27 protein-coding genes are annotated in these 23718 nt (G+C 59.2%); 12 read left to right on the forward strand and 15 right to left on the reverse strand.

What is annotated here, in order from left to right; translation table 11 throughout:
- Nucleotides 1–99: 99 nt before the first annotated feature.
- Entirely contained in the window at nucleotides 100–660 is a 561-nt protein-coding gene (locus QBL02_RS04820; protein ID WP_282725217.1) for a YbhB/YbcL family Raf kinase inhibitor-like protein, read from the reverse strand.
- Between the two features lie 176 nt (nucleotides 661–836).
- On the opposite strand from QBL02_RS04820, the gene QBL02_RS04825 reads away from it, so the two are divergent.
- Together QBL02_RS04825 and QBL02_RS04830 are read left to right on the forward strand one after the other, a co-directional pair.
- On the forward strand, nucleotides 837–1631 hold the full coding sequence (locus QBL02_RS04825; protein ID WP_282725218.1) for an FCD domain-containing protein: 795 nt from the start codon (nucleotides 837–839) through the stop codon (nucleotides 1629–1631).
- 157 nt (nucleotides 1632–1788) lie between these two features.
- Entirely contained in the window at nucleotides 1789–2739 is a 951-nt protein-coding gene (locus QBL02_RS04830; RefSeq protein WP_282725219.1) for a rhodanese-related sulfurtransferase, read from the forward strand.
- An 18-nt stretch (nucleotides 2740–2757) separates the two neighbouring features.
- Here QBL02_RS04830 and QBL02_RS04835 read toward each other — a convergent pair whose 3' ends face one another.
- From QBL02_RS04835 to QBL02_RS04845, 3 genes are all read right to left on the reverse strand, one after another.
- Nucleotides 2758–3636 (reverse strand): hypothetical protein, encoded by an 879-nt coding sequence (locus QBL02_RS04835; protein ID WP_282725220.1) that lies wholly within the window; start codon nucleotides 3634–3636, stop codon nucleotides 2758–2760.
- Nucleotides 3637–3719: 83 nt separating this feature from the next.
- Nucleotides 3720–4322: a 1-acyl-sn-glycerol-3-phosphate acyltransferase gene (locus QBL02_RS04840; RefSeq protein ID WP_282725221.1), complete on the reverse strand. Its 603-nt coding sequence runs from the start codon at nucleotides 4320–4322 to the stop codon at nucleotides 3720–3722.
- A gap of 62 nt (nucleotides 4323–4384) precedes the next feature.
- Nucleotides 4385–6391 carry a M13-type metalloendopeptidase gene (locus QBL02_RS04845; protein ID WP_282725223.1) on the reverse strand — a complete coding sequence of 669 codons (2007 nt, stop codon included), beginning with the start codon at nucleotides 6389–6391 and terminating at the stop codon, nucleotides 4385–4387.
- Between the two features lie 45 nt (nucleotides 6392–6436).
- Here QBL02_RS04845 and QBL02_RS04850 point away from each other — a divergent pair, with 45 nt between their 5' ends.
- Nucleotides 6437–7780, forward strand: coding sequence for an MATE family efflux transporter (locus QBL02_RS04850; protein ID WP_282725286.1), 1344 nt, complete (start codon nucleotides 6437–6439; stop codon nucleotides 7778–7780).
- 12 nt (nucleotides 7781–7792) lie between these two features.
- On the opposite strand, the gene QBL02_RS04855 is transcribed toward QBL02_RS04850, so the two are convergent.
- The 3 genes from QBL02_RS04855 to QBL02_RS04865 form a co-directional block, all read right to left on the reverse strand.
- The gene (locus QBL02_RS04855; RefSeq protein ID WP_282725224.1) at nucleotides 7793–9343 is read right to left on the reverse strand and encodes an alpha/beta hydrolase; all 1551 of its coding nucleotides are present in this window, start codon (nucleotides 9341–9343) and stop codon (nucleotides 7793–7795) included.
- A gap of 11 nt (nucleotides 9344–9354) precedes the next feature.
- Entirely contained in the window at nucleotides 9355–10914 is a 1560-nt protein-coding gene (locus QBL02_RS04860; protein WP_282725225.1) for an alpha/beta hydrolase, read from the reverse strand.
- Between the two features lie 102 nt (nucleotides 10915–11016).
- Nucleotides 11017–11940 (reverse strand): helix-turn-helix domain-containing protein, encoded by a 924-nt coding sequence (locus QBL02_RS04865; protein WP_282725226.1) that lies wholly within the window; start codon nucleotides 11938–11940, stop codon nucleotides 11017–11019.
- 99 nt (nucleotides 11941–12039) lie between these two features.
- Between QBL02_RS04865 and QBL02_RS04870 the strand changes: the two genes are divergently transcribed.
- Both QBL02_RS04870 and nucS read left to right on the forward strand, forming a co-directional pair.
- Complete coding sequence (locus QBL02_RS04870) at nucleotides 12040–13368, forward strand: MFS transporter (protein ID WP_282725227.1); 1329 nt, start codon at nucleotides 12040–12042, stop codon at nucleotides 13366–13368.
- A 44-nt stretch (nucleotides 13369–13412) separates the two neighbouring features.
- Entirely contained in the window at nucleotides 13413–14105 is a 693-nt protein-coding gene (gene nucS / locus QBL02_RS04875) for an endonuclease NucS (RefSeq protein WP_282725228.1), read from the forward strand.
- A 6-nt stretch (nucleotides 14106–14111) separates the two neighbouring features.
- On the opposite strand, the gene QBL02_RS04880 is transcribed toward nucS, so the two are convergent.
- Nucleotides 14112–14633 carry a TetR family transcriptional regulator gene (locus QBL02_RS04880; RefSeq protein ID WP_282725229.1) on the reverse strand — a complete coding sequence of 174 codons (522 nt, stop codon included), beginning with the start codon at nucleotides 14631–14633 and terminating at the stop codon, nucleotides 14112–14114.
- A gap of 83 nt (nucleotides 14634–14716) precedes the next feature.
- Here QBL02_RS04880 and QBL02_RS04885 point away from each other — a divergent pair, with 83 nt between their 5' ends.
- The 4 genes from QBL02_RS04885 to QBL02_RS04900 are packed head-to-tail and all read left to right on the forward strand — an operon-like array spanning nucleotide 14717 to nucleotide 17346.
- Nucleotides 14717–15382, forward strand: coding sequence for a biotin transporter BioY (locus QBL02_RS04885; RefSeq protein ID WP_282725230.1), 666 nt, complete (start codon nucleotides 14717–14719; stop codon nucleotides 15380–15382).
- Between the two features lie 21 nt (nucleotides 15383–15403).
- On the forward strand, nucleotides 15404–16177 hold the full coding sequence (locus QBL02_RS04890) for an ABC transporter ATP-binding protein (RefSeq protein ID WP_282725231.1): 774 nt from the start codon (nucleotides 15404–15406) through the stop codon (nucleotides 16175–16177).
- A gap of 47 nt (nucleotides 16178–16224) precedes the next feature.
- A complete protein-coding gene (locus QBL02_RS04895; RefSeq protein ID WP_282725232.1) occupies nucleotides 16225–16836 on the forward strand; it encodes a CbiQ family ECF transporter T component in 612 nt (203 codons plus the stop codon).
- A gap of 54 nt (nucleotides 16837–16890) precedes the next feature.
- Nucleotides 16891–17346 carry an SseB family protein gene (locus QBL02_RS04900; RefSeq protein ID WP_282725233.1) on the forward strand — a complete coding sequence of 152 codons (456 nt, stop codon included), beginning with the start codon at nucleotides 16891–16893 and terminating at the stop codon, nucleotides 17344–17346.
- An 84-nt stretch (nucleotides 17347–17430) separates the two neighbouring features.
- On the opposite strand, the gene QBL02_RS04905 is transcribed toward QBL02_RS04900, so the two are convergent.
- From QBL02_RS04905 to QBL02_RS04920, 4 genes are all read right to left on the reverse strand, one after another.
- The gene (locus QBL02_RS04905) at nucleotides 17431–18012 is read right to left on the reverse strand and encodes a DUF308 domain-containing protein (RefSeq protein WP_282725235.1); all 582 of its coding nucleotides are present in this window, start codon (nucleotides 18010–18012) and stop codon (nucleotides 17431–17433) included.
- Nucleotides 18013–18152: 140 nt separating this feature from the next.
- Nucleotides 18153–18371 carry a hypothetical protein gene (locus tag QBL02_RS04910; protein WP_282725236.1) on the reverse strand — a complete coding sequence of 73 codons (219 nt, stop codon included), beginning with the start codon at nucleotides 18369–18371 and terminating at the stop codon, nucleotides 18153–18155.
- A 3-nt stretch (nucleotides 18372–18374) separates the two neighbouring features.
- A complete protein-coding gene (locus QBL02_RS04915; protein ID WP_282725237.1) occupies nucleotides 18375–18569 on the reverse strand; it encodes a hypothetical protein in 195 nt (64 codons plus the stop codon).
- Nucleotides 18570–18717: 148 nt separating this feature from the next.
- Nucleotides 18718–19125 (reverse strand): hotdog domain-containing protein, encoded by a 408-nt coding sequence (locus QBL02_RS04920; protein WP_282725238.1) that lies wholly within the window; start codon nucleotides 19123–19125, stop codon nucleotides 18718–18720.
- 137 nt (nucleotides 19126–19262) lie between these two features.
- Here QBL02_RS04920 and QBL02_RS04925 point away from each other — a divergent pair, with 137 nt between their 5' ends.
- Nucleotides 19263–19481: a hypothetical protein gene (locus tag QBL02_RS04925; protein ID WP_282725239.1), complete on the forward strand. Its 219-nt coding sequence runs from the start codon at nucleotides 19263–19265 to the stop codon at nucleotides 19479–19481.
- A gap of 2 nt (nucleotides 19482–19483) precedes the next feature.
- Nucleotides 19484–19882 carry a glycerol-3-phosphate cytidylyltransferase gene (gene tagD, locus QBL02_RS04930; protein ID WP_282725240.1) on the forward strand — a complete coding sequence of 133 codons (399 nt, stop codon included), beginning with the start codon at nucleotides 19484–19486 and terminating at the stop codon, nucleotides 19880–19882.
- 303 nt (nucleotides 19883–20185) lie between these two features.
- Here tagD and QBL02_RS04935 read toward each other — a convergent pair whose 3' ends face one another.
- Genes QBL02_RS04935 through QBL02_RS04945 form a run of 3 tightly spaced genes read right to left on the reverse strand, consistent with a single transcriptional unit; the run spans nucleotide 20186 to nucleotide 22933 of the window.
- A complete protein-coding gene (locus tag QBL02_RS04935; RefSeq protein ID WP_282725241.1) occupies nucleotides 20186–20956 on the reverse strand; it encodes an amino acid ABC transporter ATP-binding protein in 771 nt (256 codons plus the stop codon).
- Entirely contained in the window at nucleotides 20953–21972 is a 1020-nt protein-coding gene (locus QBL02_RS04940; protein WP_282725242.1) for an amino acid ABC transporter permease, read from the reverse strand. Before QBL02_RS04940 ends, QBL02_RS04935 begins: the two co-directional genes overlap by 4 nt.
- Nucleotides 21973–21985: 13 nt before the next feature.
- The gene (locus tag QBL02_RS04945) at nucleotides 21986–22933 is read right to left on the reverse strand and encodes an ABC transporter substrate-binding protein (protein WP_282725243.1); all 948 of its coding nucleotides are present in this window, start codon (nucleotides 22931–22933) and stop codon (nucleotides 21986–21988) included.
- Nucleotides 22934–23145: 212 nt separating this feature from the next.
- On the opposite strand from QBL02_RS04945, the gene QBL02_RS04950 reads away from it, so the two are divergent.
- Nucleotides 23146–23712: an NADPH-dependent FMN reductase gene (locus QBL02_RS04950; RefSeq protein WP_282725244.1), complete on the forward strand. Its 567-nt coding sequence runs from the start codon at nucleotides 23146–23148 to the stop codon at nucleotides 23710–23712.
- The last annotated feature ends 6 nt before the right edge of the window (nucleotides 23713–23718 follow it).

The following is a 23718-nucleotide window of genomic DNA, read 5'->3' on the forward strand; positions in this document are numbered from 1 at the left end:
GATCTAACTTTAGGAGCCAAAGTTGTGTGAAGTCGTTTGGCTCGCTGGATCGCCCCGCCCAGATTCGTGCTGAGCGGGGCGAGTGGCGGCCGAAACCCCTTAGCGGCTCGGCGCGTATTCGCCTGTAGCGACGAGGCTGGCGCGTGCCAATACGGCGTTTCGCATCATGAATCCCAGCACTGCTGGCGTTGCCTGCGGATCAATGTCGATTGATTCAACGTCGAGCGCAAACACGTTGAACCAGTAGTGGTGTACACCGGTGCCCTCGGGAGGTCCGGCGCCGATGAAGGCTGGTACTCGTGCTTCGTTTGGCATAGTGATGGCCCCGCTTGGTAGGAGCCCTCGCGAGGGATTTCCCGCACCAGATTCGAGCGAGGTCACGCTGGCGGGAATATTGCCTACTGCCCAGTGCCAGAACCCAGCACCGGTTGGCGCATCTGGGTCATAGCAGGTGACGACATAGCTTTTGGTGCCAGCGGGCGCGCCCGACCAACTCAGCTGGGGCGATCGGTCTTCGCCGCCAGAGGCCGCGTCATAAACTGCGGCAGGCAGCGGTTCACCCTCGCGCATATCTGTGCTGGTCAGCGTGAATGTCGCGACCTGTCGCACAGCGTCTACTGCAACAAACGGATCAATCTTGCCACGGTTCAACTCAGTCATCTTTGCCCTTTCTCGCACCGAAGAGGTATCTCTCACAGCCTAGGTTCTCAGGCCCTCCTGTTAAATGAACGAACGTTTCTCGCAGACGAGCGAGTGTGTCACTCGTGCTCGCTATACTGGTCACAATCCGCGCGCGATGAGGCTTGCGGGCGCACAAAAACTTTGGGAGGCGGAACGTGGCAATCAGAACGACAACCGGCTCCGACCGGGCACGCTCAACGCTGGCGTATCTTCGTCGGCATATTACAACTGGCGCTTGGCCGGTTGGCAGTCGCATTCCGATCGAACCAGAACTGGCGGAGCAGATCGGCGTCGGCCGCAGCACTGTTCGTGAGGCGGTTCGCTCACTCGCTTCGATCGGTATGCTCGAAACGCTGCCTGGCCGCGGCACCTTCGTGCGTTCTGCTGCACCAACGAGCACGCTTCTGAACGAGTTCTTGAACGACTTCACGCTTGAAGAGATTTTGAGCTACCGCCGTGCTCTCGAGATCGAAGCAGCACAGCAGGCTTCTCTGCATCGCACCGAAGAAGACTTGATTGCTCTTGAGCAGGCTGCGATTGAGGAGAAGGGTTGCACACGCTGCCCGGTGCTGATGAGCGGGTCTGAGGCTTCTGCCTTCGATAGTCGATTCCACCGTCTCATTTTTGATGCCGCGAAGAATCGTCTGCTTGCTTCGCTCTATGCCGGCACCAACGACCAGTTGCGCACCCCAGCGCACCGTGGACGCCTCGCAAATGTGGCGACCGCGAGCGAGATGGAGCGCGATCACGCTCGCATTCTCGACGCTATTCGCCGTCGCGACTTCATTGATACCGTGCACGCAATGGCCGATCACGTTGACCACGATGTGGTGATTGTGACCGATCAGCACGAGGTTGTGCCTGCTCTGCAGCGTTCGCCCGAGCAGCAGCGCCGTATCGACGTGGCTCGTGAGGCCGACGAGCAGCGCGTTTCGACTTCGGCACAGTAGCGCCTGGGTGCTACGGCACCGCTGCGCGGCGACTCAGCACCGCAGCACGGCAGCACGGCAATGCTGCCGCACCGCAACATAGCCTCACTTTGGCTTCACTCGAGCAATATTTGGGGCGCGGATCGCACCCACAGCTCATGGCGCGTACGATTGAGGGGTGTCTGATCCAAAGATTCTGCTCTACTACGCGTTCGCTCCTATTGCTGACCCCGAAGCCGTGCGCCTCTGGCAGCGCGAGCTCTGCGAGTCGCTCGGCCTGCGTGGCCGGATCATCATCTCGAAGCACGGCATCAACGGCACCGTTGGTGGCGAAATTGATGCGTGCAAGCAGTACCTGAAGCGCACCAAAGAATTTGGTCCGTTCAAGGGTCTCGATGTGAAGTGGAGCAGCGGCACCGGTTACGAGGCGACCGAGGCAGAAATGCTCAAGGGCGCGGATCGTCGCGCACCCTGGAAGCGAATCATTGACTTTCCGAAGCTGAGCGTGAAGGTTCGTGACGAATTGGTGGCCTTCGGCATTCCCGAGGAGACCGAGGTCGACGCGCGCGGTGTGGTCGGGGGCGGCAAGCACCTCAGCCCGAAGGCAGTGAATGATCTGGTGGCAGAGCGCGGCGACGACGTCGTGTTCTTCGACGGACGCAACGCGTGGGAGGCCGAAATTGGCCGCTTCAAAAACGCCGTTGTGCCCGACGTACGCACCACCCACGGATTTATTGAGCAGATCGAATCAGGCGTCTTCGATGATCTGAAAGACAAGCCAGTGGTCACGTACTGCACCGGCGGTATTCGCTGTGAGATCCTTTCGGTCGCAATGAAGAACCGTGGCTTCAGCGAGGTCTACCAAATCGACGGCGGAATTGTGCGCTACGGCGAGGCATTCGGCAACGATGGCCTCTGGGAAGGCTCCCTCGCTGTCTTTGACGGCCGCGAAACAATGGACTTCGCCGAAGGCGCAGAAGTACTCGGCCGCTGTGCGATTTGCGGCGAGGCCTCGAAACAACTCAGCGATTGCGCTGACCGCAGCTGCCGTGCCCGCTTTGTCACTTGCGCCGAGCATCAGGACGGTTTCTGCGTCGAGCATGCCGCTGCCGTTTCGCACGCCAGCTAGAACGGAGCACTGCCGGGCCTAGGCGCGGATGAGGTTCATACGCATCACCTCCTGAACGGAGGGATCGACTTCAAGCAGCGAGCGCTCGCGTAAGAACGTGATGGTGTCTGGTGGCAGCGGTCTGCCTCGCCAAAAGATCAACAAGAGTTCAGCTGCCTGCAGACGCAGTTCTGTTTCTGGAGAGAAGAGAGCGCACTCGATCAGGTCTATTCCGTGACCCGGAAAGCGTGCGAGCAGTCTCAACACTTCGCGCCAAACCTGGCAGAGGGGGTGCGGACGGCGAAGCATTCGCTGGCGCGAATCATCTCGGCGAGTTGCAGCGAAGTTGGGCACCGGTTCGAGCAGCAGGGTGCGGCGCGCAAGCGCCAGGTAACCACCCAAACGCGGCTCAGTGATGAAACCTGCGACGACCCCCCAAGCGTTGCCGTCGTCGACGTGCTCGCCCAAGTATTGCCAGCACACCGGCCAGGGGTCTTCGCCCACGCGGGCGGCAGCGCAACAGGCAATCGAGCTTAAGGCGCCAGATTCAGGTGTCGCCACCGCTCTCTGCAACAACTCACACCACTTTGGATTCGTGCGCAAGCGCTCATTTAAAGCCAGTATTTGTTCGCGAGCGTTCCAAGGCCAGTGCAACGGCAACACTCGCCCATGGTCAGACTCAAAAAAGCGGTGAATCTGACAACTCAATTGCCAAACAGCGAGGTCTGGTGGCCGGGCATTCGCGTGCAGATACCAGCGTTCGAGCACCTCAAGCGCTTGGTCATCGGACCGAAGGTCACCGTGCTCGCTTCGCACATCAAAGCGGGTAGCCAAGAGCGCAGTTGCAACAAAAAACTGTTCGTCTGAAACCTGAACTGGCGACAGCACGGCAAAGGCGAGAGAGGCTGCATATTGCATGGGCGCTCCTTCGCGTTGGTGTGCTGTTTATCGCACTCTAACGGGCACCTCAGACAAAGCTGAGCGAAGGGGTCAACGACGAACTATGCCTGATACTGCTTCGCAAGCTCGACTTCATCTTGCAAACGAGGCTCAGTGCGGAACTCAGGGCGTACCCCGCTCTTATCGGCATAGAACGCGCGAACACGATCCATGTCGGCGACCACATCACCGGTCAGCCGAAGCGTCTCACCGAGACCAGCCGACTTCGTCGAACCATCAGCATAGCCAAGGGTCACTGGCAGATCGGCAGACATTGCGATGCGGTAAAAGCCGCTGCGCCAACCCTTACCTTGCCGGGTACCCTCCGGGGTCACCACCAGCAAAAAACGCTCGGTGCTGCGCGCCTTCTCGACCACAGCGTCAACAACACCAGAAGCGTTGGATCGATCCACCGCAATACCGCCGAGCCCACGCATAATGGGGCCAGCGATCCCACGAAACAGCTCTTGTTTGCCGAGCCAGTGGATCCGCATTCGCGCATCCCACGCGATGCCGAGCATCAACACAAAATCAAAGTTTGACGTGTGTGGCGCGCCAATCAGCAGCCGAGGCCCATCAACGGGCACGGCTTCGCGAACGAGCTTCCACGGGGAAAGGCACCAAAACAATCGCGCAAGACCGGCGCGCACAGACGTCAAGAACACACCCTCAGAGTAGCTGCGGGTATATACGCCGAGCCGAGTACTAGCCTCGGCCCGGCTGTGAACTACCAGATTGCGACGCGCTCTTCAGGTTCGAGCCAAAGTCCGTCGCCGGGCTTTGTGCCAAATGCTTCGTGGAACGGCGCAAGATTCGCGACGATCTGGTTGCAACGGAACTCGTTCGGCGAGTGCGGGTCGATGGTGAGCAAACGAACAGTCTCAGCTGGCCGCGACTTCTGCTGCCAAGCCTGGGCCCACGCGAAGAAGAAACGCTCTGCACCGCTAAGCCCCTCAACAGTTGGCGACTCGGCACCGTTGAGCGAAATCAGGTACGCCTTCCACGCAATTTCAAGCCCAGAAAGGTCACCAATGTTCTCGCCAATAGTCAGCTCGCCATTGACGGTTTGCCCCTCGGCGCCCTCAGGAGAGAGCGCGTTATATTGTGCGATCAGCGCAGAAGTGCGCTGCTCGAACGCCGCGCGATCCTCGGCCGTCCACCAGTCGGTGAGCTTGCCGTCACCGTCATACTGCGAACCCTGATCGTCGAACCCGTGACCAATTTCGTGACCGATTACGGCGCCGATGGCACCATAGTTGGCGGCATCGTCCCATGATGCGTCAAAGAACGGAGGCTGCAGAATTGCTGCCGGGAACACAATCTCGTTAAAGCCCGGGTTGTAGTAGGCGTTCACGGTTTGCGGAGTCATGAACCACTCGTCGCGGTCAATAGCTTTGCCCACCTTGCCGAGTTCACGATCAAATTCCATCTCGGCCACTCGCCGCGAGTTGCCGAGCAGATCTGCCGCATCAACGGCGAGCGCCGAGTAGTCGCGCCACTTCGCAGGGTAGCCGACCTTTGGCGTGAACTTCGCGAGCTTTTCAAGCGCGCGCTCCTTGGTCGCCTCGCCCATCCAGTCGAGCGCGAGAATCGACTGTCGGTATGCCTCAACAAGGTTGCCAACAAGCACATCCATCGACGCTTTCGCAGACTCGTTAAAATGCTGCTCAACGTAGAGGCGGCCAACAGCCTCACCCACTGCTCCCTCAACAAACGAAACGCCACGACGCCAGCGCTCACGCTGCTCGGTCGCTCCGGTCAGTGCGGTGCCGTAGAAGTCGAAGTTCGCGCGTGAGATTTCCTGGCTCAGCAGTGCGGCAGATCCGCGCACAATCTGCCAAACCAACCAGGCACGCCAGGCCTCGAGTTCATCTTCAACAAGCAGCGCCGCGAGACCAGCCACGGCGTCGGGCATACCGACGACGACCTCTGCGAATGCGGCCTCTGGCATGCCTGCCGTGCGCAGATAAGCTGCCCAGTCGAGCGCAGGGGTGAGTTCTTGCAGTTCGGCGAAGCTGCGCAGGTTATACAGCTTCTGAATGTCGCGACTTGCCACACGATCCCAGTGCGACTGAGCAATGCGCGATTCGAGACCGTACGAAAGTTCGGCAAGACGCTCCGCCTCATCGCCTGCAACACCAGCCAGCTGCAGCATTCGAGCGATGTGCGCCCGGTACTGATCACGAATCTCTGCGAATTGTTCGTCGCTGTAGTACGACTCATCTGGCAGGCCGAGCCCACCCTGCATCACAAACACGATGTAGCGCGTTGGATCGCCCGGATCGTTGTCAACGCCCATGCCGTAGAAACCACCAAGCCCCTGGCGTTCGAGCTCGGCAACAACCTGGATCAGCTCATCAATTGAGGCGATCGAGCGAGCGCGCTGCAGGTCAGCCTGAATCGGCTCAGCGCCCTGTGCATCGGCCCGCTCGGTGTCCATGAAGCTTGCATAGAGTGCGGCGATCTTGTCGGCCTCGCGCTCGGCACCACCCTCGATGATGCCTGCAGCGGGTGCGGCCATGCCGGTGATGATGTCGCGAACCGCAGCTTCAGCGTTTTCAGCGAGCACGGCAAACGAGCCATAGCGCGCTTTGTCTGCTGGAATCTCGGTGCGAGCGATCCACTTGCCGTTCATGTGACGGAACAAGTCGTCTTGCGGGCGCACCGACGCATCAAGCTCGGAAAGATCAATGCCTGCTGGGCCGTAGGTACCTGGGGCTGTTGTCTCGGTCATACGGTTCAGCTTATTACGCCACACCGATACGGTTAAGAGGTGAATATGCAGTCAGGTGAGCGACGCCGCAACCGCAAGGCAATCGACCGCAGCATTGCAGCGCTTGCAGTGCCTGCGCTTGGCGCGCTGATTGCCGAGCCCCTGTTTCTGATTGTTGATTCGGCTCTTGTCGGACACCTGGGCGCGACCCCGCTCGCCGGTCTTGCAATTGCAAGTACCGTACTGCAGACAGCAGTGGGCCTGATGATCTTCCTCGCGTACTCGACGACTCCCCTAGTTGCACGGCGACGTGGTGCGGGCGATCTGCCCGGCGCGGTGCAGGCCGGCATTGATGGGCTCTGGCTTGCACTCGGCATCGGCGCTGTTCTTGGAGTGGTGCTGTGGCTGCTGAGCGCACCTCTGATTGGGCTGTTTAGTGTGAGCCCGGAAGTCGCCGAGCAGGCCCGCATCTATCTCTCGGTTTCGTGTGCCGGGTTGCCAGCAATGCTGGTCGTGTTTGCTGCCACAGGGCTGTTGCGTGGACTACAAGATACTCGCACTCCGCTCTATATTGCCGGGCTCGGGTTCACGGCGAACGCGCTGCTGAACTGGTGGTTCATTTACGGACTCGGTTGGGGGATCGCCGGAAGCGCTTGGGGCACAGTCGCAGCGCAGTGGGCAATGGTGCTCGTTTACGTAATCGTCGTTACCGTGCACGCGCGACGCCACGGCGCAAGCCTGCTACCGAAACGAGATGGGCTTGGACACGCTGGCCGCAGCGGCGGCTGGCTCTTTGTTCGCACGATCGGCCTGCGTGCCGCTCTACTGCTCACGGTTGCGGCAGCCGCCAGTCAAGGCACGGTTGCGACAGCCGGATACCAGGTGATTTTCACGATCTTCTCGACGGCAGCATTCGCACTTGATGCACTTGCGATAGCCGCGCAGGCACTCACGGGAGACGCACTCGGCGCGGGCAATGCTGAGCGGGCAAAGGCTGTGCTGCGCAGAACACTGTTCTGGGGTGTGCTGAGCGGAGCCGCAATCGGTTTGCTGCTCGCCGCGACGAGCCCGATCCTCGGCCGAATGTTCACTAGTGACCAGCAGGTGCTCGATATTCTGCCGCCAGCACTTCTCGTGCTCGGCATTTCGCTGCCGCTTGGAGGGCTCGTCTTTGTGCTCGATGGCGTGCTGATGGGTGCCGGAGATGCTCGTTACCTGGCCTGGACCAGCCTGCTCAATCTCGCGGTGTATCTGCCGGTACTTTGGGCGACGACGGTGTTTGTGCCAAGCGGCACAATCGCGCTCGTTGCGCTCACTGCCTCGTTCACGATTGTGTTCATGCTGGCGCGCGCCGTGACGCTGAGCTTGCGCGCCCGTGGTGACCGTTGGGTGCGGCTAGGACACGGCTGAGACAAGCCCGGCCTATTGCTTTGGTCCGTCGAAGCAGACGGTGCCTTCCGCCGGCAATTCCCCCTTCAGCAGGTAGTTCTTCGCAATATCGTCTGCGCACGCTGACCGTCCCTGGAACGTCGCGATATGCCCGCTGCCATCGAGCGTGACCAGGCGTGCGTTGCCGAGTTCTTCGACGAGCCGCTTGGCTCCTTCGAATGGCGTTGCGTGATCACCGGTAATGCCGTAAACCAAGACCGGCACATCGCTCTTGTTTTCGAAATCTAAGTAATCCTGGCTGCTGTTTGGCAGCGCTTCGCACTTCAGATCAAAGTATTCCTCAAGCGTCTCATCATTGATCTCTGGGCCACCCATCGCCTCTGGCAGACCGTGCTCGTTGATGTATTCGTAAAGTCCGATCAGGTTCGGGTCTCGCGGGGTCGAGAGGCAGCGCACAACCATGCCACTCAAGCCAACTTTGCTCCCCCCGCCGGCCATCGCCTCGGCAAGTTCGTCGATTGCTGCCTGCTCACCAGCGACCGCTCGGCCAACTGTCTCAAGCACTTTCGCTCTGCCAGTAGGCCCGTCGTACAGTGCAGTCGTGAGATACCCGCTCAGCATGCCACCATTGACCTCGGTGCCATCGCTTGCCAGCAGTGGCTGTTCATTCAGCTCTTCGAGCTTCTGCAAAAGCCCTTCTTCGCTGTTGATCGGACAGTTCTGCACCGCATATTCGTTGCCGCACGAGCTGACAAGATCGCGCTTCGCGTGCGCGACAGCTTCACCCTGTAGGTAACTGCCGAGCGGGCTTGACCAGTTGCTTGGCCATGCGCTGTCGAGCATGATGTGGCCGAGGTTCTCTGGAAAGAGTGTGACGTAGCTCGCACCGATCACGGTGCCATACGAGAAGCCCGCATAGTTCATCTTGCTGTCGCCAACGAGGTGCCGCATCAATTCCATGTCACGCGCGACCTGGGTGGTACCCATCGACAGCGCGAGCGGGTTTTCTTCTGCGCAGAGTGCAATCTGCAACTCGAAGATTTCAGTGTCGCTCTCGCATTCGACCGCACTACTGCGGGCGATCCCGCGCGGATCAAAACCAAGCAGATTGTATTTTTGGTGCACCTCATCAAAATCTTTACTCCCGGTGAGCCCGAGTGTGAAGTTCATGCCAGAGGCTCCAGGGCCACCGGGATTGCTCAGCAGAGTGCCGATCGGCTCATCTCCGGTCGCTGGAATGTTCATGATCGCAAGATCGATCGTGGTGTCATTCGCTGGATCATTCCAGTCGATCGGGGCGGCGATCATGGCGCAACGGAGCCCTTCGACATTTCCGCCTTCGCCGAGAATGTATTCTTCGAGCCCCTCACGAAAATCGAAGTCTGGCCCGCATTCTTGCCAATCAATCTCTTGCGAATACACCTCAGGAAAGTTGCGGGCTTGAGTTGCGCTCTCGTTCGAGGCTCCCCCAGCGGATCCCAAAGCCCCGGCAGCACAGCCGCTCAACAACAGGGCAACAACTGCTCCGGCAGATGCCGTCGCAAGGAGCGCGGGCTTCGACGACCGCGATGTCAGATTCTTCATGGTGGCTCTCATCATTTATCGTCGGTGCAGACTGTGCCCTTGGCAGGAAGTTTGCCGGTCAAAAGGTAACGGGTGCTTGCCTTGTCAACGCAGGTTGACCGGCCAGTGAAGGAGGCGGCGTGACCTTGACCGTCGAGGGTGAGCAGTGTCGCGTTGCCGAGTTCTTCGGTGAGCTCGCTCGCATATGGGAACGGGGTTGCGTGGTCACCAGTGATGCCGATCACGAGGATCGGGTCGGCTGAGCCTGCGTAAAATCGCTCGGTCAAATCGAGACCGCTTTCGGGCAGCACATAGCAAGAGAGGTCAACAAATTGTGCGAGTGATTCGTCGTTAATCTCGGGCCCACCCAGCAGCCGAGGCATTCCGCGTTCTTCAATGTGCTCAAGCAGGCCCGGAATATCAGGCTCGATCGGGAAGGAATGACAGGTGACGGTTTTCATAGCGAAATCTTCACCACCGCCGCTCATTTCATCAGCAATCTCATCGATCGCTTCTTGGTCGCCAAAAAGCGCAAGCGCAATTGTGTCTAGGGTGCGACCCCGATCGAAGTGGCTTTGATACAGCGCACCGAAGAGATACTCGCGCAGCATCCAACCGCTCACTTCGTTGCCGTCGCTTGCGACAAGTGGCGCCTCGTTGAGCTGATCAATCACCCGCATCAGCGAGTCTTCGTCGGCGAAGGGGCAACTACTCACCTCACCCTGATATTCAGTGGTGCAGGCCGTCGCGAGCGCAATTGCGGCGTTTGACATCGCTACTTGCTGCTCGAAGAGGTGGATTGGGCTCGCCCAGGCTGCATTCTCAGCGCTGTCAAGCACCAGACGGCCCGACTGCTCTGGGAAAAGCGAAGCATAGGTAGCGCCAAGCATTGTCCCGTATGAATAGCCGAGGTAGTTCAGTTTGTCGTCGCGCATCAGCGCACGCAAGAGATCCATATCGCGGGCAACCTGCACGGTACCCATGGTGTGCGTGAGCGGGTTGTCGGCGATACAGCGACCGAATTGCACCGCGGCGAGCTCAGAGCTTTCAGCTGCGCTCTCGCAATCAATCGGAGTGGAAGCGCCGATCCCGCGTGGATCAAAACCGAGCAGATCGTAGTTCGCAGTGACCTCTTCAAAACCAGGTGAGATGGCCATGCCGAGCATAAAGTCGATTCCGGTTGCGCCGGGGCCACCCGGGTTTCCGAGCAGTGTTCCGAGCTCACCATCGCCAGTGGAGGGTATGTGCACCACGGCAAGTTCGATGCTCTCGCTATTCGCTGGATCGGCCCAATCCAGTGGCGCGGCAATCATGGCGCAACGAATCGCTTCGGCATCAATGCCGCCGTCTTCGAGCGCATCGCGCATGGGCCCATCAAGCCCCTGCTCTTTGCCGCACTCGGTCCAGTTGATCCGCTGATCATAGAAGTCAGAGAACTGCCGTTGTTGTCGTTCTGAAGCGTACTCTGGTCCAGGCAAAAATGTTGCAACCGAATCGGCCAGACTGCACGCTGATAGCGCACCGATCGCGACAAACGATATGGCAACCGATAGCAAACGACGAGCGCGCTTTGTTGTTCCCCCACTACCCATGTAGTCGAGATTAGAGCGCCTGGTCAGAGCAAACCAGTACCTCGCGCATTACCGCTCGCATTCTGGCTGAAATCTGCGCAAAGTCGCCTATTGCGCGGTCGTTTAGACTCGGCGATTGCGCAATTCTCGCGGGCTCAATCGATAAATGTCTTCGAGCGCGCGTCGCATGCTCACACTTGAACCAAACCCTGACTGCTGCGCCACTTCTTCGATACTGCGATCGTCGAAGCGAGCATCTTGCAGCGTTGACCTGGCGATTCGCGCGCGCTCGCGTCGAATCTCACCGGCGACCGAGGTGCCAGCGTCTGAGAACACTGCTTGAAGGTGTCGCAGCGACACTCCCGCGTCGCGCGCCAGCCGGGCCGGGTCGATCTGCGAGTCACTGCTTTTTGAGGAAATCTCGATCATGACACGGTCACGCAGCGCGGCGTGCGGGGAGCCTTTTGGTAGGGACTCACCCTGGCGTCCCCGAAGCATGGAGCCAACCATTTCGAGCACCATCCGGTCCACGGTATGGCTATCGCCTTCTGAAACTTCTTGCTCACTCGCAACCGACTGCTCAAGGAAAGCCTCCATGGCTTTTTCGGGCACTGTGAGTTCATCGTAGATGCGAACTTGGTCAGAGAGCATCGGCACAAAGGGCAGCAGCATTTGTCGCGGCACCCGTGCCACCACAAATTTCCAGTCGCTATTGAATCGAACACGATTCGGTAGCCCGCTCGGGGCAACCATCAGCGGGCCTCGCGATGAGATCCAGGCTCCTTCTTCGAGGTAAGCGAATTCGCCCTGCTGCACAAAGATGATGTCGATGGTGGGCAAACCTGGCCGCACTGGGCGGCGCTCAAATTCGCTGCCGCTGCCGCTCACACCGATGACAAGAATGCCGCCGTAGGCGCGTACCCGGGCTGCCATGCCAAGCTTCCCGTCGACACCGCGAACACCGGTGCGCGCAAGGTCGCCCTGCTCATAGACAGTAATCGACCGATCTGCAAGGCCCTCTATGCCAGCTGCGGATTCACCATTCACGTTGGCTATGTTATTCGCTCAATGCACGTTTTGCGCACAATTTGGACATGTTAATTAGTGGACATTCGTTATTTTTCCCTCCTCCCGTAGACTCTGTACGTGAACGCGCAGACGCCCCTGGAGAACGCCACGATTGTGCGTTGGATCCGAGCGATCCTCATCATCTTCTTCCTGATGGGCTTCGGCTTCGGTACCTGGTTGAGCCGCCTGCCGTCTTTGCGCGATGCGCTCGATGCAAGCACACTGCAGATGAGCATCTACGGCCTCTGCCTCGCGGCCGGCAGCCTCACCGGCATGGTGCTCTCAGCGCGTGCAGTTGAACGATTTGGTCCGCGCCGCATGATGGGATTCACCATTGCCGTGCAGGTGATCGCACTGCCCTGCACCGTGATTTTTATGGTCGGCGGCCTCATGCCTCTGGGCATTCTGGCGCTTTACGTGTATGGCCTCTGCTTCAGTGCAGCCGACGTTGCAATGAACGTGAGCGGCGCGAATGCCGAGCGGGTGTTCCACAAACCACGCCTGCCTCTCATGCACGCTTTTTACAGCATCGGCTCAATGGCTGCGATGGCCATTGGCGCGAGTGCTGAGTTGTTCAAGGTCGATCTGGCACCACACTTTATTGGAGTTGCGCTGCTGATCGGCGTTACCGGCTTCTTGGCGCTCAAGTTGGTGCCAATGAATGAGGATGCGCTGCGCGCACCGAATGTTTCGACGCCGCTGATCACTACCGGGCCGATTCCGATCATTGAATCGGGAGCGGGCGACGAGTTCGCCACCCAGACCGGCTCGATTCCTGTGGTGCCTGCCGGCAGCACGGATGCGTCGAGTGGCACAGGCGCAGCGGCTGCCTCGCCCAAGCGGCGTTACAGCCCGTGGCGCGATCCTCGCGTACTGCTGGTTGGCTTGATCACTCTTTCGGCAGGCCTCGTTGAGGGGGCGCCAGCAGACTGGCTGCCGCTCGCGCTGGTCGACGGTCGCGGTGTGAGCAATGAGTTTGGCGCCCTTATGCTCGGTCTGTTTTATGGCGCAGTGGTCAGCGCTCGTTTGGCGGGTTCGGCACTGCTGATGCGTTTCAGCCGTGTGCTCGTGTTGCGCGCGAGCCTTACGCTCGCGGCGATTGGCATTCTGATTGTGGTGCTTGTGCCTTACACCCCGGCTACCGTGATTGGCACGATCGTGTGGGGCCTTGGTGCTGGTGTCTGCTGGCCCATCACCATTTCGGCGGCAGCGGATCGCCATGAGACGGCAGCACGAGATGTGGCTGCGGTCTCGGCGATTGGGTACACCTCGATGCTGCTTGGCCCAATGGCATTTGGTGTGCTCGGCGAGGCGATCGGTTTGCTTTCCTCGTTCCTGGTGCTGCCAGTCTTTGTGGTGCTCGCGCTGATCTTCGCTGGCGTCACTCGGGAACCAGACAAAGCGTAAGCACGTCGTCGCTTGTGACCGCGTGAGACGGTAGGCTGTACCGGGTGCGAATCGTGGTAGCAGATTGTTCCGTCAACTATGCGGGTCGCTTGAGCGCGCACCTGCCAAGGGCCACTCGAGTGCTCATGCTGAAAAGCGACGGTTCTATCCTGGTGCACAGTGATGGCGGCTCGTACAAGCCGTTGAACTGGATGAGTCCGCCTTGCTCGCTTTCACCGCTTGATCCTGACGAAGAGCAGATTGAGGCGGGCGTGAAAGAGGTTTGGCAGGTAACCCACGCGAAGACCGCAGACCGCCTGGTTGTTTCGCTGTTTGAGATTTTGCATGACAGTTCGCATGATCTTGGTGTCGATCCTGGCTTGATCAAAGACGGTGTTGAGGCGCACCTGCAAGAGCTACTTGCCGAGCAGATCGAGCTGCTTGGCGACGGCCACACGCTTGTGCGTCGTGAATACATGACCGCGATTGGTCCGGTCGATATTCTTGCGCGCGACGATAAGGGCGAGTCGGTTGCCGTTGAGATCAAGCGACGCGGTGAGATTGACGGAGTTGAGCAGCTCACGCGTTACCTTGAGTTGATGAACCGTGACCCCCGTCTTGCCCCGGTTCAGGGTGTGTTTGCGGCTCAGGAGATTAAACCTCAGGCTCGCACCCTTGCCGAGGATCGCGGTATTCGCTGTGTTGTGCTTGATTACGATGCCATGCGCGGCATGCAGAATCTGAATACCCTGTTCTAACCCCGGTTACGCTTCGCCGGTGACACCGCGCAAGATAATCGCGATCCCACGATCGAAACTTGCTTGCAAGTCGCTCGCGAGGTCTCGCGTTGGATCGCTTTCACCTGGCAGCGCTCCAAGTGCGTGGGCTTGCAATTGCGTCTGGGTGGCTTGTCCTTGCCCGAACACGTAGAGCAGGAGAGTTCTCGCGCCGTCTGCGCCAACCATTTCGGCGAGTGATGCTTCGACAGCTGAAGCACCTAGACGGAACGCCGAGGCGGTTGCGACGACGTCTGCACCGTCACGGATTGAGAGCAACGCGGAGCGCAACGAGCGGCACAGTTTGGTAGGCGTGTCGCCGCTCACTCCTCGCACGATTTCGTCTGCCATGAGCGCGAGCAAGGTCTGTTTGTTTGGCACGTGATGGTAGAGCGCGCTTGGTTGCACATCAAGGGCTCCGGCGACTCTGCGCATCGAGCAGAATTCGAGGCCGTGCTCGTCGAGCACACGCAGCGCCGCGTCGATGACGTCGGCTCGTGTGTTGCGCATTCCGCAACCTTACCGCTAACCTGAACACCATTCACCCGAACACTGTTCAGGTTCGGGCCGCTCGAATACCGTTTGAGGACCAAATGACCCGCAATTCACGCCGCCGCTCATCCACCGACCTTGCCCTGATCGCAGGTTTTGCGGCGCTGATCGCCGCAGCCTCTGTGATTGCCATCCCCATCGGTGCCGCACCAATCACCCTGCAAACCTTCGCGGTACTGCTCGCCGGAGCTGCGCTCGGCGCAGGCAGAGGATTCCTCTCAGTGCTGCTCTACCTCGCTCTTGGCGCAATCGGCCTGCCCGTCTTTGCCGGTGGTGCCGCCGGCCTCGCACCCTTCGCCGGACCAACCATCGGTTACCTCGTCGGCATGCCGCTTGCAGCCTGGTTCACCGGCTTTCTTGTAGCCCGTCTCCCGCGCCGCGGCGCAATGCTCGATACCGTGCTGATTTTTGTGGCGGCATTTGTGAGCAACGCCCTCTTCGTCTACTCGCTCGGCGTGCTCGGCCTGGCCTGGCGCGCAGACATGACGATTGGCGCCGCATTTATTTTCAACCTGAGCTTTGTGCCACTCGACGCCGCAAAGATCGCCCTCGCCGCAATTGTCGCAGCTGCCGTGCACCGGGCATTCCCCGACCTCCTCCCCCGCAAGCGCGGCGGTTCGGTCACTCAACCCGCTGATGCGGCAAGCGCAAGCACCTCTACGAGCAACACCGCAGACGACGCCGCAGCGCAAACGGCTGCCCACTAAACGCAAAGTAGACTCTGCCCAGTGATCCAATTCGACAGCGCTGCATTTGTAGCACCTACGCCAAACGCCGAGGTGCAAGTGCTGCGCCCCATCAGCCTCACGCTCAACGAACAGCGCGTCGCACTCATCGGTGCGAATGGCTCAGGAAAGTCATCGCTCGCGCGCATGGTCAACGGGCTCGTCGAACCCACCTCTGGTGCCGTCCGCATCTCCCTACCAAGCAATTCCGCTTCAACCGTCAAAGGCAGCCCAGCCAACACTGTGTCGAGCGAGCAGCAGCTCGACACAGTGCGCGACGGTGCCGCAGTGCGCAGACTTGTTGGCTTTGTCTTCACTGATCCCTCGGCGCAGCTAGTAATGCCGACGGTGCTCGAAGATGTTGCGCTCTCGCTTCGCAAAACGCACCCGAACAAGACGGAGCGCAATACAGCCGCACGCGCGGTGCTCGCTGAATACGGACTCGATCATCTTGCCGAGCGCAGTGTGCACACCCTCTCGGGCGGGCAGAAACAGATGCTGGCCCTCGCATCTGTGCTGGCTACGCGCCCTGCGATCCTCGTCGCCGATGAACCAACAACACTCCTTGACCTGAAAAACAGCGCTCTCATCTCAACCATGCTGCTCGCGCTGCCACAGCAGGTCATCATCGCCACGCATGATCTTGAGCTCGCTGCCAAGTGCGAGCGGGTCGTTGTGATTGATAGCGGCCGCGTCGCCTGCGACAGCCATGACAGCCGCTGCGGCGGCGATGTTGACGCTGCAATTGCCTGGTACCGCGCTAGCGTGACCGCCTAACCATCCGATCACACGACAACACACGAAACCACAAAACCACTCACGCTATGAGACCACAAGCCCCCGGCGGATACCGAGCAGGCACCTCCTTGCTGCATCGCGCACGACCAGGCGCGAAGCTTCTTGGGCTCTTTGTGCTTGGAATGGTCATTGTTGTTTTTCGAAGCTGGCCGGTTGGCGTCGTGGCCCTCGGCTTCAGCATTGCGTTGGCCCTCATCGCAGGGTTGCGCGCGGCAGAGTTTGCAAGACTCGCCCGAAGCTTCGCACTTGTCGCGGTGCTACTTTTTGCGTTTCAGACGTGGCAGGCAGGCTGGGCACACGGTGTTGCGGTGGTGTCTGGCCTATTCGCGTTGATCCTTGCGGCGAGCGCGGTGACAGCGAGCACCGCGACAGACGACATGCAAGCCACAATCGTCTGGCTACTGCGGCCACTGCGGCCACTCGGGGTTTCTCCAGAGCGGGTGTCGCTCACATTCGCCCTCGCAATTCGCTCGCTGCCGCTTGCCTACGAGCTCGCCGCAGAGACTCGGGAAGCAGCGCGGGCGCGCGGGCTTGAGCGCGATCCGCGCGCACTGCTTGTGCCTTTTGTGTTGCGCACAATTGCCCACGCGAAACAGACCGGCGCGGCACTGCAGGCGCGCGGGCTCGATGACGACTGAATACCTGCCGCACCGGCGCCTCAGCGTTCAGCGCCTACCGGATAGGCTATTTCTATGGCTGAAGCGCAGATTCCCGAGGGCATCACGGCAGATTACGTGAACGAAGAAGTGCGCGATGCGCTGAGCAATTTGCAGTCTGACCCTGACTATAACCACCTGGCTGCGTTTCTGAATTCGCTGCGAGAAGGCTATCTCGTCGCTGACGTCACCGGCACGCAGAAAAAGAAGTCGACGCACGTTCGCACGATTCGCTCCACTAAGGGCCTGCCCGTGCTGCCACTTTTTACTTCAATGGAAGAGTTGCGCTTGGCTCACCCCAAAGACCGTCGTGAGCAGGCAAAGGGGGCAATCATGCCCGCCTTTAACGCGCTGAAGCTGATCGAGTCGAGCCCGTTTGTGGCGGTGCAGTTTAATACTGGTTCGGCCTCGCTACCGGTGGTTCGCAAGTACATCGCACTCGTACTCAGCGATTCGCCGATTACGGCAGAGAGCTTGCAAGCCAAGGGCTGATCCAACGCCCTATAGACAGCAGCACCCCCTGGCACTTCGAAGTTTTCGAAGCCTGCCAGGGGGTGCTGCTGTGAAAAGCGAAGGTTACTTTGGAACCTTGACCGAGAACGCGCGAACGATCTGCACAATTCCCATAACCACCATCGATGCACCGATCAGCATCCAGAGCGTAACCGCCGCAACAAGCGGGGTGATGATGAGCACGAGACCAGCGATGATGCTGATGATGCCGTAGATGATGCCCCATACCTTCTTTGGCGCATCCTTCACCGAAGCGAAGGCGAGAATGCCCTCGATGATCCAGAGAATACCGATGAAGACCGAGAGCACTGCGGTCAGCACCGCTGCGGTTGTACCAAGGTTTCCGAAGACGATGATGCCTGCGATCAGGTACAGCAGGCCGAGCACTGCGTTCCCGACCCGATGCCAGGCGCCCATGGTCTTCGAGAAAATCATGGTGCCGATGTACACGAGACCAGCGACCACCATGTACACAGCGAAAAGGATCGCAACAAACTTCATCATGACCGCGCCAGAGGCAACGGGGTTTACGAGGATCAGCACGCCAACCACGAGCGCGACGAGACCGCCAACACCCATCAGCGTGCGAACGACGTCAACGGCCTTACGGTCGTCGACGATAATCGTCGTTTCTTGTTCGGTCATTGCTACTCCTTGGTTTGCGGGCACGGGAAAGCGCGCCTCAGCTGAGTTCTTGCCTTAAGCATGCACGTTGCAGGGCTCCTGCCGCAAGCACACGCGGACAGTTGTTGCTTTTATGTTGTACTGCACCAATACGGCAAAAGTTACAGGGTCGTGGCCACCAAGTGCTTACACTCGGCGACCACGACCCTCATCTCAGCTTCGCTCGTCTCGGCGGATTCGCGTGAGCCGGTCGCAGCCGATCCGCCCTCGGTCGACGGAGAGGTCACGGCGGCACCAGTCGCAAGCACACCCGTCACCAACACAATCGCAAGACCGGACCCAACAAAACCAAGCACGATATTCACGATATTGGCCCACATCGGTTACCACTTCTTTGCGGCACCGATAATGCCCATGATGAGCCCCGCCAGCATCACGGGCCAACCGATCACGCCGAGCAGCGGAACAAGCGCGAGCGCAAAACCAGAAATAATTTGATGATGACAGCCTTCGATGACAAGGGTGTAGTGTTGCAGACGCTCGACGCTGGCGAGATTGGTTTTTGGTTGCCGAAACAACCGTGAAATCTGCGCTCTCCGCAATCCGCACCAAGTGGGGTGCGCGAAACCGCACAGACCTCGCAGTTATTGTGGCGCAAGCGAACGTAATGTAACGCGAAACAGCGTGTTCCCCGCTGTACCCAATTTGCGCAGCGACCGCGCACCGCTACGCGTGAGCGTGCCGCACTCGTTCTGTGCCCGGAGTCGCCTCAACCTGGCCGTGCTCTACGGGGTGGCCCTCGCTATCGACCGCGACAAACACCATGCTGTCGAGCAGCAAAATGTCTTGACCGGTCACGGTGTTGAATACTCGGCAACTGAGCGTCAACGAAGTCCGACCAAAACCCTTCACCCGGTACTCAATCTCAAGAAGATCACCGCGGTCTGCACGCGCCACAAAATCAATCGCCGAGATGTGGCGGGTCACCACATCGATGGTGCCGAGCTGAGTAATTGCGACAATCGCAGCTTCCTCATCAACCCACTGCAAGAGTCGTCCACCAAATAGCGCCCCGTGCTGGTTCAGATCGCCGGGCTTGACCCATTTGCGCACAATAAAGGTGACTTCGCTCATGTGTTCAGCATATTCCTCTTCACTACTGCCTCGAATGTGTTTGCCCCGAATTCGGCCGGGCACAGCCTCGCCCACCCGCTCGGGGCCGAGCGGCGTTGTTCGGCACCATTTCAGCGGGGCACCGTAGGCTTATAGCTATGACGGTTTTCGGAGGAATCCTGCTGCTGGTAAACGCTGCCTACAATCTGATTGTCTGGCCGCAGTTCTGGAAGCGAGTGACGGCTGACCCGCGTGCTCGCGACGAGTCCGGCGCAACCACGAAGTTTTACCGTGTCCACGCGATCCTGATCGGGATCGCCCTCACCATTGCGGTGGTCTCCGGTGTCGCCGGCGTCTTGCTGCTGATCGGAGCATAATCATGCGTCGCGTACTCACCTACGGCACCTACGATCTGCTGCACTGGGGGCACATTCGCCTGCTGCAGCGCGCTCGCGAACAGGGCGACTACCTGGTCGTTGCGCTGAGCACCGAAGAGTTCAACGAGGGCAAGGGCAAGCGCACCTATCACGACTTCGACACTCGCAAGAAGATGCTCGAAGCAGTTCGTTACGTCGATTTGGTCATTCCAGAAGACGCGTGGGATCAAAAGATCAACGACGTGCAAAAGTACGAGATTGATGTCGTTGTTATGGGCGGTGATTGGGAGGGCGACCCCCGGTTCGAGATTCTCACCGACTACTGTGACGTCGTGTACCTCGACCGCACCGAAGGCATCTCGACCACCAAGATCAAGCGTGATCTGGGGGTCAACGCCTAACGGCGTTGGCTGCTCTCCGCAGCCAGGGACAACTGCGGCGCACCCTAAAAACAGTGAGAAATCACTGTTTTCTCACGGGCGCGGGGGTCAACGCCTAACGGCGTTGGCTGCTCTCCGCAGCCAGGGACAACTGCGGCGCACCCTAAAAACAGTGAGAAATCACTGTTTTCTCACGGGCGCGGGGGTCAACGCCTAACCACCACGTAGCGCTGAAATACAGAAGACGCGCGTTTCTACGGATCAAAGCTTTCAAAGCTTCCGTAAAAACGCGCGTCTTCTATATGTTCGAGCTTGCCAGCAGAGCTAAAGCACCTTCGACAAGAACGCCTTGGTGCGCTCGCGCTGCGGGTTAGTGAGCACCTCGGTCGGGTCACCAGACTCAACTACGACGCCACCGTCCATAAAGACGAGCTCGTCGGCCACCTCGCGCGCAAAACCCATCTCGTGAGTAACCACGATCATGGTCATGCCGCTTTCGGCCAGACTCTTCATGACATCAAGCACCTCGCCAACCAGCTCGGGGTCAAGCGCCGAAGTGGGCTCATCAAAGAGCATGAGCTTCGGGTCCATCGCGAGAGCACGGGCGATCGCCACACGCTGCTGCTGCCCACCAGATAGGTGCGCTGGGTAGTAGTCGTGCCGATCGGCAAGACCTACCCTGGCCAGCAGATCCATCGCGCGGGTTTGCAACGCGGCCTTGCTGCCCTTGCCAAGCAGTGCCGGAGCCAGCATCACGTTCTCAAGCGCGGTCTTGTGCGGAAACAGATTAAATCGCTGAAACACCATGCCGATATCGCGACGCTGACGCGCAGCTTCTTTCGGGTGCATTTCGTAGATCTTGTCACCGTGCTGGCGATAGCCGACCAACTCACCATCGACCGAGAGACGGCCAGCATTGATCGTTTCCAGGTGATTGATGCAGCGCAAGAACGTCGACTTGCCCGAGCCCGAGGGCCCGACCAGGCAAAGCACCTCGCCTCGTTTTACCTCGAGCGAAATCGATTTCAGCACCTGGTTTGAACCATATGCTTTCGAGACCGCCTCGGCCTTGACCATTGGAGTGTCACTTGTCATCGCAATCCTCCTGGGGTTTGCCCGTCTTGGCCGGGTGATCCAGCGCGATCCGTAGTGTCAGCAATCGGCAGACCGACCACACCAATGGCAGAGGTCTCAACGGTCGGACGCTGCACGTCTGGACGCGAGCCAACACCCTTCGCGAAGTGACGCTCAAGGTAGAACTGACCAACCATAAGAATCGAGGTCACCACGAGGTACCAAACCGAAGCAACAATCAGCATCGGTACTGGCTGGTAGGTAACCGCCGTAATCTCGCGTGAACGACCGTAGAGGTCGAGTGTCAACGGCACTGCAGAAACCAGCGACGTAGTCTTCAGCATCGAAATCACTTCGTTGCCGGTGGGCGGAATGATCACGCGCATTGCCTGGGGCAACACGATACGGGTCATGGTGTGCCACCAGCCAAGGCCGAGCGCAATCGCTGCTTCGTCCTGGCCCTTGTCGACTGCAAGCAAACCCGCACGAACAATCTCAGCCATGTACGCGGCCTCGTTCAGCGCCAAACCGATCACGGCGAGCGTGAAGTAGGGCAGCAACTCCTTCAAATTGAAGGTGGTCACGGCCTCGGTGAACGGAATGCCAAGAGTGATCGTTTTGTAGATCGTTGGCACAAGGCCCCAGAACACCAACTGCACGTAAACAGGTGTGCCACGGAATACCCAGAGGTACACCCAAGCAACCGACTTCACGACAGGGTTCGGCGACATTCTCATCACAGCGACCGTTACACCCAGAATCACCGCGATGATCATGGAGTACACCGTGAGCTGCAGCGTGTACCAAACACCGCTCATAATGCGGGTGTCAAATAGGTACTTGCCCACCTCTGGCCAGTTATAGACCGTGCGGTTGAAGGCACTGTCGTAAATAAACAGTCCTGCAATCAGTACCAGCACCACAGCGAACACTGTTCGCCATGGGTGACGCAGACGGATGGCCTGAATGGCTTCCCCCTGCGCATGAGCATCAGGGTGCGAGGCAGATCGCCCCGCACCCGAAGAAGTATCCGACATGCGGAGCTAGCCTCTAGTTCTCGCCTGCGTTGATTGTTGCAGTCGTGAGCGCGCCCGACTCAATGCCTGCGCCCTTCATAATCTTGAGGTAGGTGCCGTCGTCAATCAGCGACTGAAGTGCCGCCTGCACAGCCTTGGTGGTCTTGCTGTCCTTCTGGGTTGCAAAACCGTATGGGGCTGCATCAAACACATCACCAACGGTCTCAAGCTTGTCGCCAAGCTTTGCAACAGCGTCGCCGGTCACCGGAAGGTCTGCCGAGAATGCGTCAGCGCGACCGTCGACCACTGCCTGAGTTACCTCTGGCTGGCCATCAAAACGCAGCACCTCGATGCCTGGCTTGCCCGCGTCGAGGCACGCCTGGTTCTTCGCTGGCAGCTCATCGGTGTCCTGTACCGTGGTCGCCTGGACTGCAACGGTAAGACCACACGCATCATCGGGATCGATGGTTGCGCCCTTGGCTGCAGCCCACAGGCTGCCTGCGTTCAAGAAGTTCACAAAGTCAACCGACTTCTGACGCTCAAGTGTGTCGGTGAACGATGACGAGCCCATGTCAATGGTGCCCTCTTGAATACGCGGAATGATGCTGTCAAAGCCAAGGATTTCCCACTCAGGGGTCAGGCCAAGCTTTGCCGACACTGCGTTCGCCAGATCAACACCCCAACCGGTTGGGTTGCCGTTTGCATCCTTGAACTCGTTTGGTGGGTACTCGGCATCTGTACCGATACGCAGCGTGCCACGATCCTTAATATCGTCTGGCAGCAGCGCTACTGCAGCTGCGTCAGCCTGAATACCGCTCGTGTCGGTGCTTGCACCACCGGTGCCCTCTGACTCTGCGTTGTTGACGCAGCCCGTAAGCGCAAGCGCCGCGGCAGCTGCCAATGCGGGGAGTACAAAACGAATCTTCATTGATCCAACATCCTCTTCTTTTGAGTGATTTGGTACCAGGTCGGGCCTGGTCACACGGTGAGCATACCCCGCGCGGGTGACCGCCACGCAGCTGCCAGAGGAGTTGCAATCATTCTGCAACTTTTACGCTGGCACAAATGTAAGTTCGCTATACAGGGAATAGATGAAGCGTCATGTAAGTTTCACTTCTTCGGAGCGCCGCCAGCTGACCCCCGTCAGGGCAGCGCGATCCACCTCGTATTAACTAATTTCAGGAGTACACCCCCGTGTCAAAGCCAAAGCTTATGATCATTGTCGGCAGCATTCGCGAGGGTCGTAGCGGCCTTTCGATCGCGAAGTGGGCCGAAGAGGTCGCGCTTGCCGATGGTCGCTTTGACGTCGATTTCGCTGATCTCAAGGAGATCGCGCTGCCACTGATGGACGAGCCAAACCACCCAAGCATGCAGCAGTACACCAAGCAGCACACCAAGGATTGGGCTGCTCGCGTTGAAGCAACCGACGCCTTCCTCTTTGTTTTCCCTGAGTACAACCACAGCTACTCGCCAGCAATCAAGAACGCCCTCGATTACCTCGTTCGCGAGTGGGATCGCAAGGCCGTCGGCTTCATCAACTGGGGTGGCAACTCGGGCGGCACCCGCGCGCAGGCCGCTCTGCGCCCAGTGGTTGCCATGCTCGGCATGGTGATGACCCACGGCCAGGTCGAGATCAACTTCCCTTGGGGCCAGATTGAAGAGGGCACTTTCGTGCCAAACGATCAGCAGACCGCCGTGTTGCAGTCGCAGCTCGACGAGCTCCTCAAGATCGACAGCGCTATCAGCAGCCTGCGCGGCTAATTCGCG

The sequence above is a fragment of the Leucobacter sp. UT-8R-CII-1-4 genome, assembly GCF_030010235.1.
Lineage (GTDB): Bacteria > Actinomycetota > Actinomycetes > Actinomycetales > Microbacteriaceae > Leucobacter.